Source organism: Caballeronia sordidicola (genome assembly GCF_001544455.2).
Classification (GTDB): Bacteria; Pseudomonadota; Gammaproteobacteria; order Burkholderiales; family Burkholderiaceae; genus Caballeronia; species Caballeronia sordidicola.
In genome coordinates this window covers 1-19,944 of record NZ_FCOC02000002.1, presented here as the reverse complement: position 1 = coordinate 19,944, position 19,944 = coordinate 1, and the positions used below count along the sequence as shown (strand labels likewise).

The window sequence follows — 19,944 nt, the reverse complement described above, 5'->3', positions numbered from 1 at the left end:
GCCGGTAGGGGAGTCGAGGGAATCAGTAAATTCGGATCGACCGCCGTACGCCGCGACGGTCCGGGAGATACATCAATGAGACAAGTGACTAAATCAGGCCGTGCTGCTGGAGCTTCTTCCTGAGCGTGTTGCGATTGATGCCGAGATACTCCGCTGCGAGCGACTGGTTGCCGTCGGCTTGTTTCAGCACGACTTCGAGCATCGGCTTTTCCACGCACGAAATCACCATTTCGTAGACGTCGTGCGGTTTCGAACCGTCCAGGTCCTGGAAATAATTGTCCAGGCTCTGGCGGACGCATTGTTCTATGTTGTGTCTGCTCATGCGGCTAATCGGTCTGTGTGGTTCTGCGCGCCGCACGATTCGAACGCTTCGTTGGTGCCGCCTCCGTCAGCGTCTGTGCCGGGTTCTTCGACATAGACAAGACGGTCGCACAACGCCTTTTGGGCGTCGAAGAATTCGTTCACGGCGAGCAATTGTTCTCGTGTGGAGTCCAGCGTGTTCATCCGATGTCTGAACGTGTTGGCGCCGGAAAGGCCGCGAGTGTACCAGCCGATGTGTTTGCGCGCTGTACGAACGCCCGTGAATTCGCCATAGAAATCATAGTGATCTTCGAGATGCGCGTTCATCAGTTGCTGGATCTCGTCGATACGCGGAGCCGGCAAATATTCACCCGTCAGCAGGAAGTGTTCGATTTCGCGAAAGAGCCACGGACGTCCTTGCGCGGCGCGTCCGATCATGATTGCGTCGGCGCCGGTCACGGCCAGCACGTGGCGTGCTTTTTCCGGCGTGCCGATGTCGCCGTTCGCCACGACCGGAATGCGCACGGACGCCTTGACCGCGGCAATGGTCTCGTATTCCGCGTCGCCCTTATAAAGGTCGGCGCGCGTGCGGCCATGAACGGTCAGCATGGAAATGCCGGCGTCCTGCGCAATCCGCGCAATATTCAGCGCGTTCTTGTTCTCGCGATTCCAGCCCGTGCGGATTTTCAGCGTGACCGGGACGGCGTCCGGACCCACGCCAACTGCGTTCACTACGGCCTGCACGATCTCGGCAACGAGCGTTTCGTTTTGCAGCAGGGCGGAACCGGCCGCCACATTGCAAACCTTTTTGGCTGGGCAGCCCATGTTGATATCGATGATCTGCGCGCCGTTCGCGACGTTGTGCCGCGCCGCTTCAGCCAGCATTGCCGGGTCAGCGCCCGCGATCTGAACAGAAACAGGCTCGACTTCGCCGGCGTGATTCGCGCGCCGCATGGTCTTTTCGCTTTTCCACAATTGCGCATTCGATGCAACCATTTCGGACACCGCGTAGCCCGCGCCCATGCGTTTGCACAACTGCCGGAAAGGGCGGTCCGTTACGCCGGCCATGGGGGCGACGAACAGGTTGTTGCGCAAGATGTGGGGGCCGATGGCCAGTGTGGAAATAGGCATGAAACTCGCAGCGTCCGTGATTGGAGAGACGCGATCAGCGCTGAAGGAAAACAGCTATTTTAACGCGAACGCGCTGCGTCAATTAGATGCAATCGCACTGCAAGTTGTTAAATCTTCTATGAAAGTTGCCGGCTTCATAGAGGCCTTGCTCGGTTTTTCGCGCAATAGAACGGCTCGAAATATGCAGTCCGTCGAAGTTGACACACACGCGCTCAGCGGATTTGGCCGGATGGCGCGAAGTGCGGAGCCGTTTTTGACACAAGCAAACGATTAGCGCCGTTGCCCGAACATCATCTGGCGCGCCAGCGCGGTTTTAACCGGCGGCACGAACTCCAGCGCGCTCAAGGCCAGGCCGCGCACTGTCGCAAGCGGCGCGAAATCGATCGTGAAAACTCGCGCAAGCGTGTCCGTGGCGCCAATTGTCATTCGCCGGTCGAGCGCGCGCCGCTGGGCGAAGAGGCTCAGCGCGACGGTAGTAGGACCATTGGTCGATAACACGTCGCATAGCGCGTGCGCGTCACGCAAGCCGAGATTGAGCCCTTGCCCCGCGACCGGATGCAGCGTTTGCGCCGCGTTGCCAATGGCGACAGTGCGCCGATCGACGAGCGCATTCAGCGCGTTGAGCCCAAGCGGAAACATCGCGCGGCCGGTGATTTTCGTGAAACGGCCCATGCGTTCGCCAAAAGCCGCGCCGAGTTCGGCGAGAAATGCATTGTCGGAAAGTTGTGAGCGGCGGCTCGCCTCTTCCGGCGCGCAACACCACACGAGCGCGTAGTCTGCCTGGCGCGCGCCGCCCGACGGCAGCAACGCAATCGGGCCTTCTGGCGTGAAGCGTTCCCAGGCAACGCCCGGTTGCGGCGACGACACGCTGACCGTCCCGACAATCGCCGTCTGACCGTAGTCGCGCGTGTTCTTTATGGAAGTCGATGCATCCGATTCCTTGTACAACCCGCCTTCGGCATTCACCAGAATGCGCGCGCGAATGGTGCGGTCGCCCGTGGCCGAAGAATGGATCGGCAACGTCACGCCATCGTGATCGTGCAAGGGCGTGGATGCCGTCGTTTCCGTAAACCAGTGAACGCTGGTTTCGGCCACGGCCCGCGAGAGCGTCGCGACAATCGAGCCGTAACGCACCACATATCCGAGTGCTGGCAAGCCGTGTTCGTCGTGATCGATCAGGGTCCGGCCGAACCGGCCGCGCTGCGAAACATGGATGCGCTTGATCGGCGTGGCATCGGCGGGAAAACCGAGTGACGACTCCAGCATCGCCCGGCTGCCATGCGAGACCGCGATCGCGCGCGGATCGCTCGAGGCCGCGCCGGGCGCGCGGGCATCGATCAACGCCACCGATAAACGCGACGTCGCGCTGCGCTTCGCCAGCCACCCTGCGAGTGCGAGGCCGACCGGTCCGGCGCCGACGATGGCGACGTCGAAGTGATAATCAGCCGGCAATTCATGGCCGAGGGTTTCTGCGGTTTCAATTTGCATCGGGGGCTTGCGCGTTGCGCATCAAGGCTTCGATTTCGTCGGCATCGACGGGAACTTCGCGTGTTGTCAGTTCGCAGCCGTCGGCCGTGACAATGGCGTCGTCTTCAATCCGGATGCCTATGTTCGCGTAGCGTTCCGGGATATCTTCGGCGGCGCGGATGTACAAGCCGGGTTCAATGGTCAGCGTCATGCCCGGCTTCAACGTGCGCCACGCACGCGCGCCGTGGTCGTCCAGCGGCGCGTTGGCATCGCGATAATCGCCCGCGTCGTGCACGTCCATGCCGAGCCAATGGCCCGTGCGGTGCATGTAGAAACGCTGGTACGCGCGTTCGGCTATGACGTCATCGACGGTCGCGAATGTGTTCTTGTCGATGATTCCCGTGTCGAGCAAACCTTGCGACAAAACGCGTACCGCGGCTTCGTGCGGCGCGTCGAAACTCACGCCTGCGCGCGTGGCGGAGACGGCGGCGTATTGCGCGGCCAGCACGATGTCATAGATTTCCCGTTGCGCCGATGTGAACCGTCCGCTCGCCGGAAACGTGCGCGTGATGTCGGACGCGTAGCCGTCGAGTTCGCACGCGGCGTCGATGAGAATCAGGTCGCCTTCGCGCGCGATCGCGTTGCCCGCCGGGTAATGCAGTACGCACGCATTCGCGCCGGCCGCGACAATCGAACCGTACGCGGGCGCTTGCGCGCCGCGTTTGCGGAACACGTACAGCAATTCGGCTTCGATTTCGTATTCGTGCATGCCGGGACGGCAGGTTTGCATCGCGCGTCGGTGTGCTTCGGCCGAGATCGTGCCCGCGCGGCGCATGATCGCGAGTTCGTGCTCGTCCTTGATCAGACGCATTTCGTCCAGCATGGGCAGCAGGTCGACCGCTTTCGATGGCGCTTTCACGCCAATCCTGCTCTGCGCCCGGACGGCCGCGAGCCAGTTGCGGACTTGAGTGTCGAGTTCGGTGGAAACGCCTAGCGCGTAATGCAACGCGGGTTTATCGGCGAGCAGGCGGGGCATTTCGGCGTCGAGCTGATCGATGGGAAATGCTGCGTCCAGACCGAGCGCGAGGCGCGCGCCTTCGGGACCGTAGCGGAAGCCTTCCCACGTCTCGCGCTCGACGTTTTTCTCGCGGCAGAACAAGATGGCCGCGGGTTCTTCTGGGTGGGCGCTTGCGTCCAGAACCAGCGTGGCTTCCGGTTCCGTGAAGCCCGTCAAGTAGTAGAAGTAGCTGTCGTGGCGGTACGGATAGTCGGCGTCGCGGTTGCGCAAGACTTCGCGCGCGGTGTGCACGATGGCAACGCCGCCGCCCGATTCGCGCAACGCCGCGAGGACGCGCTCACGGCGGTCGCGATAGACGTCGAGACCGATGGATTGGGCTTCATTCGATGAGTTCATGCAGCGATTGTAGCGCCGCTTCGCCCTGCTTTATTCGTTTGCGTCGGGCGTTGCAGGTGCCTGGTCTGCCGTGGGTTCCGCCGCTGCCGGGCGATTGCGCACGCTTCCGGCGATCAGGTCGAAGCGGAACAGGCGGCATTCGAGCGCACCGTTGAAAAGCGGTGTTTTCGTCGATTCACGCAGGCGCAGCATGCCCGGCAATTTTCTGTCCGATGTCAGCACGTAAGCGCGCCAGCCCGGAAAGCGCTGCTTCATTGCATTGCCGAACGAGATAAAAAACTCCTGGTCGGCCGGATCGGGCTGTGCGCGGTGAAACGCTTCTTCGTCTTCATCGCGGCCACGGTTTTTCGGTTCGCGAAGTTCGCCGCGCGGACCGCGCCCACGTACTTCGATCCGTTCGCCATACGGCGGATTCGCGACCAGGATGCCGGGTTCGCTCGTCGGCGGCGTCATGTGGCGCGCATCGACCTGTTTTAACGACAGCTCCGGCAGACCCGCGCGTTCGAGGTTCGAATAGGCCTTGTCGAGCATGTCGCCGGAAATGTCGCTGCCGTAGATCTGCAAATCCTTGCGCGACGAGCGCGCGGCATGTTTTGCATCGAGTGCCGCGCCTTTCAGCTTTTGCCACGCGTTCACGTCGTATTGCTTCAGCTTTTCAAAGCCAAAGCGGCGTTCCACACCCGGCGCGATGTTCAGCGCCACCTGCGCGGCTTCGGCGAGGAACGTGCCGCTGCCGCACATCGGATCGAACAGCGGCGTGCCGGGCGTCCAGCCGGTCAGCCGCAGAATGCCGGCTGCGAGGTTTTCACGCAGCGGAGCCGCGCCTTTGTCGAGGCGCCAGCCGCGCTTGAAGAGCGGATCGCCGGAGGTATCGATGTAAAGCGTGCATTCGTTGAGCGTCAGGAACGCGAAGACACGGACGTCGGGCTGGGCGGTATCCACGCTCGGACGATTGCCGGTCAGCTCGCGCAGACGGTCGCACACCGCGTCTTTTACGCGCAGGGTCGCGAATTCGAGGCTGCGCAGCGGTGATTTGATCGCGGTGATATCGACTCGAATGGTTTCGTTTGGCGAGAACCATTTTTCCCATTGCTGCTGGTACGCGAGTTCGTAGATGTCGTGTTCGCTTCTGTACGGGCCTTGGGCGAGCTTGAGCAGCACGCGGCTCGCGATGCGCGAATGCAGGTTGGCCGCCATGCCGGCCGCCCAGGAGCCGCGGAAATGCACGCCGCCCGGGACTTCCTTGCCGGTTCTGAATTGGGAGCCTTCTACGTGCTTCGCTCCGATTTCGGCGAGTTCGGCCGCCAGCGGCGCCTCGAGACCGCGCGGGCAAGGGACAAACCAGTCGAAAAGGAAAGTAGTGGCCATGGGGCGGTGCTTTTAGGGGAATCGAAGGGGGATATTGTACGCGGCGGGCGGGGAGGGGACGAAGCGGCCAGAAGAGCAGAGGAGGACGAGCTTTTCAGAAAGTGCGATAGCAGAGGCAGATTCGAATGCGGTCCTAACAGGAGCGGCAGATCATGTTAGCCAATCGGCTAGTTATGTCGCGACCTCAAATTCGATATCGTGGCTCAACAGTAGGAACTCGAACAACACGGGTATCTATCGCACTAAGTGCTATAATTGCGGGAGGAAAATTTGCGCGTTTTCAAAACCAAGTGGTTTGCACGCTGGGCTGATTCGGAAAGCGTGTTGAACACGGCGCTGTGAATGCCGTTAGGGAGATGAGCCAAGGTCTGATAGATGCCAATTTGGGCGGGCACGTTTTCAAAAAACGAGTGGGTATCAACGGACGAGGCAAACGAGGCGGATTACGAACGCTATTGGCGTTTCGAACGGATGAGCGAGCATTTTTTGTTTTCGGATTTGCCAAGACCGAGCGGGCCAACGTGAGCGGCACGGGGCTGGTAGCGTTGAAGTTGTTGGCATCACAGTTGTTGGGCTATGACGCGCGCACATTAGTCCAGGCGCTGCATGCAGGCGAGTTAATCGAGGTGGAAAGCAATGAATGACAAACTACTGAAGGCGGTATATGAAACCGCTGAAGGCCTACACCAGGCCGGAACAATGGACGCCATGACATTGCGGGAGTTCGATGCGCTATGTCTGCCACCAATCAAGGATTACAGCGCGGCGCAGATCAAGCGGCTGCGTCAGCGCAGCAGGGCGAGTCAAGCGGTGTTTGCGGCGTGCCTGAACACGAGTGCCTCGACGGTGCAGAAATGGGAGCAGGGCCAAAAGCGGCCAAACGGACCATCGCTGAAACTGCTCGATCTGGTTGACCGTAAAGGCCTGGAAGCAATGTTTTAAAGGTGTGCCAAAAGGGCCGTCGAACGGGCATCGAGCAAAAAACGCCGGTGTCTCTTATGAGTACACCGACGTTCCGTTCCACCCCGGCAGCGCGCCCTCACTCCACCGCCTTCACCATATCCTCGATAACCTTCTTCGCGTCCCCGAAAACCATCATCGTCTTGTCCATGTAGAACAGTTCGTTATCCAGCCCCGCATAACCCGCTGCCATAGACCGTTTGTTCACGATAATCGTCTTCGCCCGATACGCCTCAAGAATCGGCATCCCGGCGATCACCGACTTGGGATCGGTTTTAGCCGCCGGATTCACCACGTCATTCGCACCAAGCACCAGAACCACGTCCGTTTGCTGGAACTCGCCGTTGATATCTTCCATCTCGTGGACGAGTTCGTAGTCCACCTCGGCTTCGGCCAGCAGCACATTCATATGTCCCGGCATACGCCCCGCGACCGGGTGAATGGCATACCTCACGTCGACGCCTTTCTCGATCAGCTTGTCGGTAAGTTCCTTCAGCGCATGCTGAGCGCGCGCCACGGCCAGTCCATAACCCGGCACGATCACCACGGTTTCCGCGTTGCCGAGCATGAACGCGGCGTCATCGGCGGAACCGGATTTCACCGGGCGCTGTTCCTTCGCGCCATCGCCTGCCGCCGCGCCGCCTTCGTTACCGAACCCGCCCAGTAGCACGTTGAAGAACGAGCGGTTCATCGCGCGGCACATGATGTACGAAAGAATCGCACCCGACGAACCAACCAGGGATCCCGCGATGATCAGCATGGGATTGTTCAACGAGAAACCGATACCCGCCGCGGCCCAGCCCGAATACGAGTTCAGCATGGACACGACCACCGGCATGTCCGCGCCGCCGATCGGGATGATGATCAGCACGCCCAGCGCGAACGCGATCAGCGTCATGATCACGAACGGCAGCCATGATTGCGTGAACATGAAGATGATGCCGAAGCCGAGCATCGCGATGGCGAGCAGCAAGTTGATCATGTGCTGGCCGGGATACACGACCGGCGCGCCCTTGAACAGCCTGAACTGATATTTGCCCGAGAGCTTGCCGAACGCGATCACCGAACCGGAGAACGTGATCGCACCCACGAACGTGCCAATAAACAACTCCACGCGATTGCCCACGGGAATTGGTTCGCCCAACGCGGCGAGTCCGAATGCGGAAGGTTCCGACACGACGGCATAGGCGATGCACACCGCGGCCAGGCCGATCAGCGAGTGCATGGCGGCGACGAGTTCGGGCATCTTCGTCATCTCGACTTTCGCCGCGACATACGCGCCAATCGCGCCGCCGACCACGAGCGCCGCAAACAGCAGCCCGAGGCCCAGCGACAAATCCGATCCGAGCGCGGCCGCCTGCTTCACGATCAACGCAATGGTCGTGAGAATCGCTATCGCCATGCCGGCCATGCCGAACGTGTTGCCCAAACGCGCGGTCTTCGGGTTGGACAATCCTTTGAGCGCCTGGATGAAACACACCGAGGCGACGAGGTACAGGAGGGTGACTACGCTCATGCTCATTGCGCAATCTCCTTCGACGCAGCGGCAATCTGCTTCGGCGCTTTCTTCTTGAACATCTCCAGCATTCGCCGCGTGACGAGAAATCCGCCGAACACGTTGACCGCCGCCAGCAACACCGCGAGCGTGCCGAAGAACTTGCCAGCGCCGCCTATTGTCAATCCTGCCGCGAGCATTGCGCCGACAATCACAATCGCCGAAATCGCGTTTGTCACCGCCATCAACGGCGTGTGCAGCGCGGGCGTGACGTTCCAGACCACGTGATACCCGACGTAAATCGCGAGCACGAAGATGATCAGGTTGATGACCGTGTGATTAACCAGTTCCATGTCAGTCTCCTTTGATCCCGCGCGTGACCTGGCCGTCGCGGCACAGGAGCGTGGCCGCGACAATGTCGTCGGCCATGTCGATGTTCAACGTGCCTTCCTTCGTCACGATCAGCTTGATGAAGTCGAGCAGGTTGCGGGCGTAGAGGGCGGAAGCATCGGTTGCGACCATCGATGCAAGATTGGTATAGCCGACCAGATGCACACCGTGTTTCATCACGACCTGATCGGGCTCGGTCAGCGGGCAATTGCCGCCGCGCCGGCCTTCGTATTCGGGACCGCGCCCGGCAGCCAGATCGATAATGACGGAACCCGGCTTCATCTGCTGGACCGTTTCGGCGGCAATCAGCGTTGGCGCGGGACGCCCGGGAATCAGCGCGGTCGCGATCACGATATCCGCTTGCTTCGCGCGCTCGGCGACCAGCACGGATTGCCGCGCGAGCCAGCTTGCGGGCATGGGACGCGCGTATCCGCCGACGCCGACCGCGGCTTCGCGCTCTTCATCGGTTTCGTAGGGGACTTCCAGAAACTTCGCGCCGAGCGACTCGATTTGCTCTTTCACGGCAGGGCGCACGTCCGACGCTTCGATCACAGCGCCCAGGCGCTTGGCCGTGGCGATGGCCTGCAAACCCGCGACGCCCGCGCCCAGCACAAGCACGCGCGCGGCTTTGACGGTGCCGGCCGCGGTCATCAGCATGGGCATGAAGCGCTGATAGATATTGGCGGCGACCAGCACAGCCTTGTATCCGGCAATGTTCGCCTGCGACGACAACACGTCCAGGCTCTGCGCCCGCGTGGTTCTCGGCGCGGCTTCGAGTGCGAAAGCGGTGACGCCCGATGCGGCGAGCCGCGTGTTGTTATCGGCGTTGAAGGGGTCGAGCATGCCGGCCAGCACGGCGCCGGATTTCAGTAATAGCAGCTCGGTTTCGTTGGGCGAATGAACCTTGAGGACGAGATCGGCGGCGAACGCGGTATTGGCATCGACAAGCTCGGCGCCGGCGGCGGCGAATGCCTCGTCTATATAGCTCGCCGGCAGTCCCGCGCCGCGTTGCACCGTGACGCGATGACCCTGCGACACGAGCTTCTTGACCGTTTCCGGCGTGGCCGCGACGCGCGCCTCGTTCGCCCGCGTTTCGGCAGGCACTCCGATATGCATCTTCATCCTCCTCACGTTCTAGTTCTGTCATGACCGTGTGCAGCCGCTCGCGCTATTTCTTGCTCGATGGAAACGTCCGCACATGAATAAGCGCTTCTTTAAGCTGCTTTTTACGGCTGATTGCCACTGTAACCGAAACATTCGTGAAAAATGACGCCATCGGACAACAACCCGCATGCACGCCGCGAACGACGGGAAAACGCGCAAAACGGTAAAATACGGTCCCATGAAAACAGAACGCTGGACACCGCGCGTAACGGTCGCTGCCATTGTGGAGCGGGACGGGCGCTTTCTCGTGATCGAGGAGCACACGTCCGACGGGCTCAAGATTAATCAGCCGGCCGGGCATCTGGAAGCGGGAGAAACGCTTGTGGACGCCGTCAAGCGCGAAACGCTGGAAGAAACCGGGCATAACTTCGAGCCGCAGGCGCTCGTTGGCGCGTATCTCACGCATTTCGAGCGGCCGGGAAAATCGGCGACGTATCTGCGATTCACGTTTTGCGGCACGACTTCGGGCCCGGTGCCGGGCGCGCAACTGGACGATGGCATCGTGCGCGCCATCTGGCTTACCGCCGGCGAGTTGCGCGCCTGCGCTGACCGGCACAGGTCGCCGGCCGTGCTCGAATGTCTCGATCATTACCTTGCCGGGCGGCGCGTGCCGCTCGACTTCATTCATACGCATTCGGTCGCGCCGGTGCAGGATCGGATTTAGCCAGGCAGAAGCCGCACAGAGAAGACAACGCAGAGAGCAAAATGAGCAAGGCCGGAAAACAGAAAGTCGTGGTGGGCATGTCGGGCGGCGTGGATTCGTCGGTGACCGCGTGGCTGCTCAAGGAGCAGGGCTACGACGTGATCGGCCTGTTCATGAAGAACTGGGAAGATGACGACGACAGCGAATACTGCTCGACGCGGCAGGACTGGATCGACGTGGTGTCCGTCGCGGATCTGATCGGTATTGACGTGGAAGCGGTCAACTTCGCCGCCGAATACAAGGACCGCGTGTTCGCGGAATTCCTGCGGGAATATTCGGCTGGCCGCACGCCAAATCCGGACGTGCTCTGCAATGCCGAGATCAAGTTCAAGGCTTTCCTCGACCACGCCATGTCGCTTGGCGGCGAAACCATCGCGACCGGACATTACGCGCGCGTGCGTGAACGCGACGGCCTGTTCGAGTTGCTGAAGGCCACGGATCACACCAAGGACCAGTCTTACTTTTTGCATCGGCTGAATCAGGCGCAATTGTCGAAGACGCTGTTTCCGCTCGGCGAGATGCCGAAGACGAAGGTCCGCGAAATCGCGGCGCAGATCGGCTTGCCGAATGCAGCGAAGAAGGATTCAACGGGCATCTGCTTCATTGGCGAACGGCCTTTTCGCGAGTTCCTGAACCGCTATTTGCCGACCCAGCCCGGTCCAATGAAAACGCCCGATGGCAAGGTGATCGGCGAGCATGTCGGGCTGGCGTTCTATACGTTCGGACAGAGAAAGGGCATTGGCCTTGGCGGGAGCAAGGACGGCAGCGGCGATCCGTGGTTCGTCGCGGGCAAGGACATGGCTTCCAACACGCTGTATGTGGTGCAGGGACACGATCATCCGTGGCTGTTGTCACATTCGCTCGTGGCCGGAAATACCAGCTGGGTGGCAGGCGTGGCGCCGGCCGAGGGCCTGGAATGTGCGGCGAAGACGCGGTATCGGCAGTCGGATTCGGCGTGCGTGGTGGGCGCGCCGCAAGCGGATGGCCGGTTCGAGTTGCGTTTCAACGATGCCCAATGGGCCGTTACGCCGGGACAATCGGCGGTGCTTTATCGGGGCGATGTTTGCCTGGGTGGCGGAATAATCGAGCACGCGGCGACTGCGCAGCCGGCGCGGCAAGAGGCGCGGGCTGCGTTGCTGACGTCGCGATAAAGCTGTATGTATCGATGCATCAAAGGAAGCGGGCCGCAGCCCGCTTCCTTGTACATTGTGAAAGACTCTAGAAAAAGATGCGGATATCGACGTTACATCGCTTGACAATCTATCTTCTAGTAGATAAATTACGGCCATGGCTTAGGTTGAAGTTAGAGCACGACACCGCAAGAGCCTAGGTACAAGGTATTAGTGAAGCACATTGGCGCAAAAAACGACTGCAGTATCTAAGCAGAACCCCGAAATGAACAACGAGAAAACCCCAGACAAAAACACCGTTCGCGAGCAGTTACTCGAACACGCGCAAATCCTGTTGATGACGCGCGGGTATAACGGTTTCAGTTATCGGGACCTATCGACGCTGGTTGGGGTAAAGACATCGAGCATTCACTATTACTTCCCGTCGAAGGAAGATCTGGTGCTTGAGGCGGTGAACACGTATAGCGCTGACGTCATGTCATCGATTTACGCCATCGACAGTTCCGCTTCTGCGGAGAAGAAACTCGATCGGTACGTGAAATTGTTCGGCAAGATCGTAGGCGAAGGCGATCAGGTTTGTTTGTGTGGAATGCTGGCTGCGGATATTCAGTCATTACCGGAAGATGTCCGTCATGCAGTGCAGGCTTTTTTTAAAGCGAATGAATCGTGGCTGGCAAAGGTGCTGGCCGAAGGCGAGAAGCAGGAGACCTTGCGAGTCAACGGGAAACCCGATGTGACCGCCCGGGCGCTATTTGCGGCGTATCAAGGTAGTTTGTTGGCGTGCCGCCTGTTTCATTCCAAAGTACGTCTTGATGAAGTCACGCAAACAGTAAAGCGCTGATTGAAATCGCGAGTGCGAGAAGTGTGACGCTGTAATGAAATGCGCGCTTTCCGGGATTGTTCGGAATATTGCTACGAATGAATAACTCTTTATCGATTTTTGTCTATCTTTGAGTAGATAGATTTTGATTTCCGATAGTCGGCCGAAATTGTAGATTCATGGCGTTTTTATCTTACTTTTTTACCGTATTTGAAGATGGTGTGACAGTGCATAGCGGACCGGTCTGGTTGACGAGTAAACCACTAGCGATATGCATTTGAATTGCGCAAAAGCGGGTAATTCATTGTAAGTGGTTGTCGCCCTTGACCTTTAGCAGTCTGCATCGATCCACGCGGTAACCCATATTTACGTTGACGAAGGCGCTGCAAAGCCGCAAGAAAGGCAGCAAGAAAGGCCGTAAAGATTCTGGAAGCACTGAATATAGTTGTCTATCTACAAGTAGATGCATTTGAATTCACAGACTTTTTTAGGCATTTCCCGAGCATTTTTAGCCGATTTAACGCTTCACATTATTCATCACTTATCCACCGCACCGTCACTAACAGGAGTCAGCATGTTCAAGCTCAAGTCTCTCGTCATCGCCTCTGCAGTTGCTGCAACGCTCGGCGCAAGCGCCATTGCGCAGGCTGCGCCCGTGCTCGAACCGGCGACACAGCAGTTCATCGACGCGCTCACGGCGCAAAAAGGGCCGCCGATCTACACCCTGTCTCCCGCCGATGCCCGCAACGTGCTCGCCGGCGCCCAGTCGCAGCCAATCCAGAAGGAAGCCGCGCAAATCGAAGACCGCGTGATCGAGGCCGGTCCGACCGGCAAGATCGCCATCCGCGTCGTGCGCCCGGCGCATGCAAAGGGCGTGCTCCCTGTGATCATGTATTTCCACGGCGGCGGCTGGGTTCTCGGCGATAAGAACACGCACGACCGCCTGATCCGCGAAATCGCCAACGGCGCACAGGCGGCCGTGGTTTTTGTCGACTACGACCGCTCGCCCGAGGCCAAATTCCCGGTGCCGATCGAGCAGGCTTACGCGGCAACGCGCTATGTGGCCGAACATGCAAAGCAGTTCAACGTCGATGCAACCCGCATGGCCGTGGCCGGTGACAGCGTGGGCGGCAACATGGCGGCAGCCGTCACGTTGATGGCGAAGGAGCAGGGCGGCCCGGCGCTGCGTTATCAGGTGCTGTTCTATCCGGTCACCGACGCGAACTTCGACGACGGCTCATACAACGAATTCGCGGACGGCCCGTGGCTCACCAGGAACGCCATGAAGTGGTTCTGGGACGCCTACGCGCCGAACGCGTCCGATCGGGAGAAGATCACGGCGTCGCCGCTGCGGGCGTCGCTGGATCAATTGAAGGATCTGCCGCCCGCGCTCGTCATCACCGACGAAAACGACGTGCTGCGCGACGAAGGCGAAGCCTACGCGCGCAAGCTCTCGCAGGCGGGCGTCCGGGTGACGGCCGTGCGCTACGAAGGCACGTTCCACGACTTCGTGATGCTCAACGCGCTCGCGAAGACGCCGGCCACGCGCGCCGCGATCGATCAGGCGAACACGGTGCTCAAGAAGGCGCTGGCGAAGTAAGCGGGTTGGAATAAAAAGAAAAGCCCCGGCAAAGGGGCTTTTCTTCGTGACTTCGTGACGCGTGCCGAGAACTCAGACAGGCAGCGTATCGATAAAAGACTGGCGCAGCGACAAACGCTGCAAATGCTTGTCGAGATTGGGGTAATCCTCGCGCCAGTTCAGATCGGGCATCCGGTAGTCGATGTAGCCGAGTGCGCAGCCACAGGCAATGTCGGCGAGCGTGAAGTGATTGGCCGAGCACCAGTTCTTGGCGGCGAGTCCTTTGGACATCGCTTTCAGGCCGTCATCAATCTTGCGCTGCTGCCGCGCGATCCACGCGTCGTTTCGTTGCGCTTCTTCGCGCTGCGTGCCTTCCAGCCGGATCAGCACGGCGGCGTCCAGCATGCCGTCGGCGAGGGCTTCCCAGCATCGGACTTCCGTGCGTTCACGGCGTTCCTGCGGCAAGAGCTTGCCGACCGGCGTAAGCGTATCGACGTATTCGCAAATCACGCGCGAATCGAAAACGGCTTCGCCGTCGTCCAGAATCAGGCACGGCACCTTGCCAAGCGGATTGAAACTATGGATTTTCGAATCAGATGCCCAGACGTTTTCGAGCACCAGTTCGCAGTCAATCTTCTTTTCTGCCATCACAATCCGCGTCTTGCGAACATACGGGCTGTTGAGCGAACCGATCAGTTTCATCATCTGTGTTGTGGATTCTGCAAAAGAGTAGTCATGGAGAGCGATCTTAACCGGCCCGACGCACGCCGACTTAATTTCAAGATGCCGGCGTTGTGGTCGGGCGACAAAAAACCCGGCGCGCCTTTCGGTGCAACCGGGTTGCGTCAGGATCTGGCCGGCGTCTCAGTTCACTGCGCGGGCACCGCGTTCACGGGGCAGGGCAGCAGACGCGGCGCAATGGGCGTTGCCGGTTTCGCGCTTTTCGTCGCGACGGATGCCGTCAACGGCGGCGCCGAGCTTACCGTGCGCACGCCTGCGGAAATTGCCTGGGAAAGCGCATCCACGGCTTGCCGATGCCCTGCCACGAGCGCGTCAAAGCCGTCGCCAACCGGTTGTTCGGTGACTGTCCGGCACGTCAGCACAGCTTGATTGCTGACGCCGCGCACGCTCCAGACGGCGTCGATCAACGCGCGTTTTCCCGGCGACGACTCGAAGCGCTGCACATTTACCTTCACACGATAAACCGCCGCGCCCGCCGGATACGGCGTGCCATAGACATCGATTGCGCCAAGCTGCTGCGACAGATCCGCCGATAACGCGCGCCGCACTTCGTCGGCGGGCAGCGACGCCCAGCGCTGATCCTCCAGCACGCGCACTTGCGCCGTGCCGTCCTGCACGACCATCTGGTTCTTGGAAACTTGCGGCGGCATGTCGACTGGCGCCAGTTCCAGATAGAACGAAGCAGGCGCCACCGTTTTCACAGCGGCGTCGCCTGAACCGCCGCCAAGCGTATAGAAACGGGCGGGCGGCGAACTGCTGCATGCGGCGAGCGCGGCCACGAGGCCCAATGCCGCCACGCCGCCGGCGGCCTTGAAAATTCTGGCCAGACTCATGGCTTATCTCCTGGTTTTCCGCGCAGCAACGACTCCGGATGACGTTCCAGATAATCGGAGAGCGCATTGAGCGATTGCAGCGTCCGCGTGAGTTCCTGCAGCGCCTGATGAACGTCCGACTGCAGCGGCGAGTCTTGCTGCAGCGTGCTTTGCGCTTCGCTGAAGGTCTTCTTCGCGGCCGTGAGCGTGTCACGCGCTTCCGGGGCCACTTGGGTATCGAGCTGCTTGAAGAGGCTGTTCGCGTTCTTCAGTGCGCTGTTCAGGTTGTTGCCAATATCGTCGAAAGGAATCTTGTCCAGCTTCTTCGCGATATCCGCCACCTGCAGCTGCAGTTCGTCCAGCGTGTTGGGCACTGTCGGCAATTCGAGCGGATCGGCCGCGACGTTCACCGTGGCCTTTGCCGCCTTCGGGAAGATATCGAGCGCGACATACAGCTGTCCGGTCAGCAGATTGCCGGTCCGCAATTGTCCGCGCAAGCCGTTCGCCACCAGCTTCTGCAGCAGTTCCTGCCCCGCCACGGTGTTCTGGCGCGGCGCGGAGTCGCGGAAACGCTTGCCGAGCCTGTCCGGATAGATATTCATGGTCACCGGCATCTGGAACGTGCGGGTTTTCGGATCATAGTCAATCGCGATACCCGTCACGCTGCCAAGCAAAATGCCCCGGAAATCGATGGGCGCACCCACCGACAAGCCGCGCAACGACTGGTTGAAGTTCATGACAACGCGGATTGGCTGGCCGTCCGGATCGCGCATGGCGTCCGATTCGTCGGAACCGAGGCGGAACGTCATGTTGTCCGGCGCCTGCTGACCAGGTTCCTGGTTCGGCGGCGTCTGGAACGCAATGCCGCCCAGCACCACGGTTGCGAGCGATTGCGTGTTGAGCTTGAAGCCGCTGGAATCGAGCCGCAGATCCACGCCGCTTGCGTGCCACCAGCGCGAATTCGTGCCCACGTATTGATCGTAGGGCGCGTTCACGAACACTTGCATGGTGACGCCGGTGCCGTCTTTATCGAGGGAAAAGCCCACGACCTGGCCCACCTGCACACGACGGTAATAAATCGGCGAGCCAATATCGATGGAACCCAGCGACTCGCCGCGCAAGGTGAATTGACGTCCCTTCTGATCGCCCGTGACCGCCGGCGGCGTTTCGAGCCCCACGAAATGGGTCTCGTCTTCCTTCGACTTCCCCGCGTCCACGCCAATATAGGCGCCAGACAACAACGTGCCGAGCCCCGTCACGCCGCTCGCCGCCACGCGCGGGCGCACGACCCAGAAACGCGTGTCCTTCACCGCGAAATCCTCGGCGACCTTGGTCAACTGGACATCGACGAGAACCCGTGAATGATCCTTCGACAACGTGATGTTCTTGACCGTGCCAACATCCACGTCCTTGTATTTCAGCTTGGTCTTGCCGGTCTCGAGTCCTTCGGCGCTCACGAAACTGATGGTGATGGTCGGCCCGCGCCCGGCCACGGATTTCACGACCAGCGCAATGCCAATCAGCGCCGCGACCAGCGGAATCACCCATACGAGCGATGGAATCCAGCGGCTGCGAGGCTCGATTACAGGATCGGGGAGATTGGGCGGCAGACCGCCGGGTGGCGATCCGCCTGCATTTCGCGAAGGCTCGTTCGGGCCCTTGGCCGTGTCGTTTGAGGGGCCTTGCGGGCTAGTCATATTTCTTTCCTGAAGGTTCGATGTGATCCCACATCAGCCGCGGGTCGAATTGCATGGAGGCGAGCATGGTCAGCACCACGACGCAGCCGAACGCCAGCGCGCCCGGACCTGGCGTGATGACCGCCAGCGACCCGAAGCGCACGAGCGCCACGGTAAGGGTGACGACGAAAACATCGAGCATTGACCATCGGCCGATCTTTTCCACGATCCTGTAAAGCGTCGTGCGCTGGCGCGGACGCCATTTGGAGGCGGTTTGCGTGGCCCAGGTGAGATAGGCGAGGGTGCCGAGCTTGAGCATCGGCACGAGAATACTGGCAATGAAAATCACCGCCGAGAGCGGATAGTCGCCGTCGTTCCAGAACATGGCGACGCCGCTCATGATGGTGTCGTCCTCGGAACCGACAATCGATGAGGTATGTAGCACCGGATACAGGTTCGCCGGAATATAAAGGATCGCGGCGGACACCAGCAGCGCCCAGGTGCGCGCGACGGAATCGGGATTGCGCCGGTGCAGCTTCGCGCCGCAACGGGTGCAGCGCTGCGTTTCGACCGTGTGCGCGCGTTTTTGCACGAGACTGCACGCGTGGCAGCCGATCAACCCCGCACGCGCGGCAGTGGTGTAGACCGGCGCGCTTTCGGCCGGCGCTGCGGCGCCGGTCGGTCCGGCAGATTCGGGCAGGTCGTTCATGGCTTCGGCGGTGGAGGAGCTGCGTCCGGCGGTGTGCCTGACGGCAGGAGCGGCCGCAGCAAATCAAGCGGCGAATCGGACTGAAGATCGGTCTGCCGGTCCGGGCCCATGCCGGATTGCAGGCCGCCGAACGGGGTGTATCGCAGGGGGCCGCGTTTGGTCAGCCGCTCCGCAATTTCCCATAGTGCGCGGGGATCGAAGGTCAGGATCAACGCGAAAAGCAACGTCAGCGCGCCGAATGCGAACAGCGCCGCCTCGGGAATCACTCGCGCGATGCTGATCATTTTGACCAGCGTGACCAGCACGCCGAGCATGAAGACTTCGATCATTCCCCAGGGCCGCACAAACTGGATCGCGCGCAGCACCTGACTGAATCCGGCGGGGATGAATCCGGCACGCAGCGCGACCACGAGATACAGCATGGCGACAAGCTCGGTGAGCGGAAAGAGGATCGTCGCGCAAAAAACCATGACGGCGATCACTTCCATGTTCTCGCCCCACAACGCGACAATCGCGCCGATCAACGTGGTTTGCGACGTGATCCCGTTCGTTTCGAGTTCGACAATGGGAAACGCCTGCGCAATCAGGAACGTGATCAGCGCGGCGAGCGTGACGGCGCACAGTTTGTCCAGATTCGACGATACGCTGGGGTAGAGCGTGGCGCCGCATCGCGTGCATTTCGCGGAACTGCGCGCGGGCAGCGTACGCTTGTGAAAAAGCGTGTCGCATTCGTGGCAGGCAATCAGATCGTTTTCTTCCATGAGTGCAATGCTGGCTCGCGGGCGTGTTCAGTATCGTGTGTGTTCTGGTTCCGGGGCAGCCGCTTAAAAGAGCAAGGGCCGGGCCAGCGCGCATGGTAACAAACTAACAAACACCGGCGCACGGTGTCGCTCGAGCGCAGCGGCGCCCAGAAACAATCGGTCTTGGCATGCGCCAGATATTCGAGTGTCGAGTCCGATCATTCCATGTTGCTATCGTTTAGCGGACGCGGCTTGCTGCCCCCGATGCGATTTTTCATCGCGGCGTCAGCCTGATGTCAACTACGCAGCAACTGTAGATCGGCAACTATTTCTCTCCTCAAAGCCGTTTTTTACTTGTTCGGGTAGGATGGCGGCCTTAAGACCTGTATCCCGGGTTTACCGCATCTCCCAGCGATAAACCTATGGGTCGGAAACGTCAATTCCGCACTTCTTCTGGTGGACACCGTATGGAACGCAGCCCGAACTTCGCCAGCTCCGAGAGCTACAGCCGCACCGCGATTGGCCTCCACTGGCTCATTGCGCTATTGATCGTCTGCGGTTTCTATCTCGGCTGGATCATGACCGATATCCCCGGTTTCACGCCAACCAAACTCAAGTATTTCTCGTGGCACAAATGGATCGGCGTGACCGTGTTTGCGCTCGCCGTGATCCGTGTGCTCTGGCGCAGCACGCACAAGACGCCGTCAATGCCACGGCGCATGCCGGCATGGCAGAAGGGCGTCGCGCATCTCACGCATTTCCTGCTCTACGTGCTGATGCTGATCATTCCGGTGTCTGGCTATCTGTACAGTTCGGCCGCCGGAATCCAGGTCGTCTATCTTGGCCTGGTCCCGTTGCCGACCATCATCGGCCCGGACGCCGCGCTGAAGGTCACGCTCAAAATGGTCCACATCTACCTGAATTACACGCTGCTGGTGCTGGTCGCCATGCATGTGCTTGCAGCGCTGAAGCACCATTTTGTCGATCGCGACGGCCTGCTTGCGCGCATGATTCCGTTCCTCCGATAATTTCCCTGCGTGCTTTTTTGCGATGTATTCGCCGGAAATCGACAATTATTGATTCCTGTTTGTTGATAGCCAGTTTCTTCGTGGCGGGTTGCACAGACTTGCGTTTGCTCCTCAAATAGCGGCTCGTCCCACTATCCGGATTGCTTCAGGACACACATGAAACACGTGAAAATTTCCCGTTGGTTGATTGCTGGCGTTTCCGCGGCGTCGCTTGTCACTGCGGTTTCCGCGTTCGCCCAAGCCCAGGTCGATACAACCAAAAGCACCGTCACGGCGACGTCCAAACAAATGAACGTGCCCGTCGATGGCAAGTTCAA

The 19,944-nt window shown here is 60.2% G+C and carries 21 protein-coding genes and 1 pseudogene; 9 read left to right on the top strand and 13 right to left on the bottom strand.

Translation table 11 applies throughout. The features are described from left to right. Positions 1 to 88 precede the first annotated feature (88 nt). Positions 89 to 322 carry a Fis family transcriptional regulator gene (locus AWB64_RS03275; protein ID WP_056355686.1) on the bottom strand — a complete coding sequence of 78 codons (234 nt, stop codon included), beginning with the start codon at positions 320 to 322 and terminating at the stop codon, positions 89 to 91. Beyond that, the gene (gene dusB / locus AWB64_RS03270; RefSeq protein WP_060817217.1) at positions 319 to 1,431 is read right to left on the bottom strand and encodes a tRNA dihydrouridine synthase DusB; all 1,113 of its coding nucleotides are present in this window, start codon (positions 1,429 to 1,431) and stop codon (positions 319 to 321) included. The genes AWB64_RS03275 and dusB overlap by 4 nt, the downstream gene beginning before the upstream one ends. Between dusB and AWB64_RS03265 the strand changes: the two genes are divergently transcribed. Beyond that, positions 1,430 to 1,705: a hypothetical protein gene (locus tag AWB64_RS03265; RefSeq protein WP_060817216.1), complete on the top strand. Its 276-nt coding sequence runs from the start codon at positions 1,430 to 1,432 to the stop codon at positions 1,703 to 1,705. The two genes, dusB and AWB64_RS03265, sit on opposite strands and share 2 nt — an antisense overlap. Here the strand turns inward: AWB64_RS03265 and AWB64_RS03260 are convergent. From AWB64_RS03260 to AWB64_RS03250, 3 genes are read right to left on the bottom strand one after another with little or no spacing between them, the layout of a single operon-like run. After that, positions 1,702 to 2,919 carry a UbiH/UbiF/VisC/COQ6 family ubiquinone biosynthesis hydroxylase gene (locus AWB64_RS03260; RefSeq protein WP_060817215.1) on the bottom strand — a complete coding sequence of 406 codons (1,218 nt, stop codon included), beginning with the start codon at positions 2,917 to 2,919 and terminating at the stop codon, positions 1,702 to 1,704. The two genes, AWB64_RS03265 and AWB64_RS03260, sit on opposite strands and share 4 nt — an antisense overlap. Further along, complete coding sequence (locus tag AWB64_RS03255; protein WP_060817214.1) at positions 2,909 to 4,312, bottom strand: aminopeptidase P N-terminal domain-containing protein; 1,404 nt, start codon at positions 4,310 to 4,312, stop codon at positions 2,909 to 2,911. Before AWB64_RS03255 ends, AWB64_RS03260 begins: the two co-directional genes overlap by 11 nt. Before the next feature lie 30 nt (positions 4,313 to 4,342). Further along, positions 4,343 to 5,680 (bottom strand): THUMP domain-containing class I SAM-dependent RNA methyltransferase, encoded by a 1,338-nt coding sequence (locus AWB64_RS03250; protein ID WP_060817213.1) that lies wholly within the window; start codon positions 5,678 to 5,680, stop codon positions 4,343 to 4,345. 356 nt (positions 5,681 to 6,036) lie between these two features. Here AWB64_RS03250 and AWB64_RS03245 point away from each other — a divergent pair, with 356 nt between their 5' ends. Beyond that, positions 6,037 to 6,324, top strand: a complete 288-nt coding sequence (locus tag AWB64_RS03245; RefSeq protein ID WP_157766580.1) for a type II toxin-antitoxin system RelE/ParE family toxin — start codon at positions 6,037 to 6,039, stop codon at positions 6,322 to 6,324. Beyond that, complete coding sequence (locus AWB64_RS03240; RefSeq protein ID WP_060817212.1) at positions 6,317 to 6,622, top strand: helix-turn-helix domain-containing protein; 306 nt, start codon at positions 6,317 to 6,319, stop codon at positions 6,620 to 6,622. Before AWB64_RS03245 ends, AWB64_RS03240 begins: the two co-directional genes overlap by 8 nt. A 97-nt stretch (positions 6,623 to 6,719) precedes the next feature. Here the strand turns inward: AWB64_RS03240 and AWB64_RS03235 are convergent, their stop codons facing one another. Genes AWB64_RS03235 through AWB64_RS03225 form a run of 3 tightly spaced genes read right to left on the bottom strand, consistent with a single transcriptional unit; the run spans position 6,720 to position 9,641 of the window. Beyond that, a complete protein-coding gene (locus AWB64_RS03235) occupies positions 6,720 to 8,162 on the bottom strand; it encodes an NAD(P)(+) transhydrogenase (Re/Si-specific) subunit beta (protein ID WP_060817211.1) in 1,443 nt (480 codons plus the stop codon). Next, positions 8,159 to 8,488, bottom strand: coding sequence for an NAD(P) transhydrogenase subunit alpha part 2 (locus AWB64_RS03230; RefSeq protein WP_060817210.1), 330 nt, complete (start codon positions 8,486 to 8,488; stop codon positions 8,159 to 8,161). The genes AWB64_RS03235 and AWB64_RS03230 overlap by 4 nt, the downstream gene beginning before the upstream one ends. A 1-nt stretch (position 8,489) precedes the next feature. After that, on the bottom strand, positions 8,490 to 9,641 hold the full coding sequence (locus tag AWB64_RS03225) for a Re/Si-specific NAD(P)(+) transhydrogenase subunit alpha (protein ID WP_060817735.1): 1,152 nt from the start codon (positions 9,639 to 9,641) through the stop codon (positions 8,490 to 8,492). A gap of 226 nt (positions 9,642 to 9,867) precedes the next feature. Between AWB64_RS03225 and AWB64_RS03220 the strand changes: the two genes are divergently transcribed. The 4 genes from AWB64_RS03220 to AWB64_RS03205 all read left to right on the top strand — a co-directional run bounded on the left by AWB64_RS03220 (position 9,868) and on the right by AWB64_RS03205 (position 13,942). Continuing rightward, the gene (locus AWB64_RS03220) at positions 9,868 to 10,353 is read left to right on the top strand and encodes an NUDIX hydrolase (protein WP_060817734.1); all 486 of its coding nucleotides are present in this window, start codon (positions 9,868 to 9,870) and stop codon (positions 10,351 to 10,353) included. Then, the gene (mnmA, locus tag AWB64_RS03215; protein ID WP_082850354.1) at positions 10,266 to 11,543 is read left to right on the top strand and encodes a tRNA 2-thiouridine(34) synthase MnmA; all 1,278 of its coding nucleotides are present in this window, start codon (positions 10,266 to 10,268) and stop codon (positions 11,541 to 11,543) included. Before AWB64_RS03220 ends, mnmA begins: the two co-directional genes overlap by 88 nt. A gap of 244 nt (positions 11,544 to 11,787) precedes the next feature. Next, complete coding sequence (locus AWB64_RS03210) at positions 11,788 to 12,363, top strand: TetR/AcrR family transcriptional regulator (protein ID WP_060817208.1); 576 nt, start codon at positions 11,788 to 11,790, stop codon at positions 12,361 to 12,363. A 553-nt stretch (positions 12,364 to 12,916) separates the two neighbouring features. Beyond that, positions 12,917 to 13,942, top strand: a complete 1,026-nt coding sequence (locus tag AWB64_RS03205; protein WP_060817207.1) for an alpha/beta hydrolase — start codon at positions 12,917 to 12,919, stop codon at positions 13,940 to 13,942. A gap of 72 nt (positions 13,943 to 14,014) precedes the next feature. On the opposite strand, the gene AWB64_RS03200 is transcribed toward AWB64_RS03205, so the two are convergent. From AWB64_RS03200 to AWB64_RS03180, 5 genes are all read right to left on the bottom strand, one after another. Beyond that, on the bottom strand, positions 14,015 to 14,626 hold the full coding sequence (locus AWB64_RS03200) for a glutathione S-transferase C-terminal domain-containing protein (protein ID WP_060817206.1): 612 nt from the start codon (positions 14,624 to 14,626) through the stop codon (positions 14,015 to 14,017). Between the two features lie 164 nt (positions 14,627 to 14,790). After that, entirely contained in the window at positions 14,791 to 15,495 is a 705-nt protein-coding gene (locus tag AWB64_RS03195; RefSeq protein ID WP_060817205.1) for a PqiC family protein, read from the bottom strand. After that, the gene (locus AWB64_RS03190; RefSeq protein WP_060817204.1) at positions 15,492 to 17,171 is read right to left on the bottom strand and encodes a PqiB family protein; all 1,680 of its coding nucleotides are present in this window, start codon (positions 17,169 to 17,171) and stop codon (positions 15,492 to 15,494) included. The genes AWB64_RS03195 and AWB64_RS03190 overlap by 4 nt, the downstream gene beginning before the upstream one ends. Further along, complete coding sequence (locus AWB64_RS03185) at positions 17,164 to 17,859, bottom strand: paraquat-inducible protein A (protein ID WP_082850353.1); 696 nt, start codon at positions 17,857 to 17,859, stop codon at positions 17,164 to 17,166. The genes AWB64_RS03190 and AWB64_RS03185 overlap by 8 nt, the downstream gene beginning before the upstream one ends. Further along, positions 17,856 to 18,620, bottom strand: a complete 765-nt coding sequence (locus tag AWB64_RS03180) for a paraquat-inducible protein A (protein ID WP_082850352.1) — start codon at positions 18,618 to 18,620, stop codon at positions 17,856 to 17,858. Before AWB64_RS03180 ends, AWB64_RS03185 begins: the two co-directional genes overlap by 4 nt. A gap of 446 nt (positions 18,621 to 19,066) precedes the next feature. Between AWB64_RS03180 and AWB64_RS03175 the strand changes: the two genes are divergently transcribed. Together AWB64_RS03175 and AWB64_RS32165 are read left to right on the top strand one after the other, a co-directional pair. Next, positions 19,067 to 19,627, top strand: a complete 561-nt coding sequence (locus AWB64_RS03175; protein WP_060817203.1) for a cytochrome b — start codon at positions 19,067 to 19,069, stop codon at positions 19,625 to 19,627. Positions 19,628 to 19,783: 156 nt separating this feature from the next. Beyond that, positions 19,784 to 19,944 (top strand): annotated as a pseudogene (locus tag AWB64_RS32165) (YceI family protein); the annotation flags it as partial.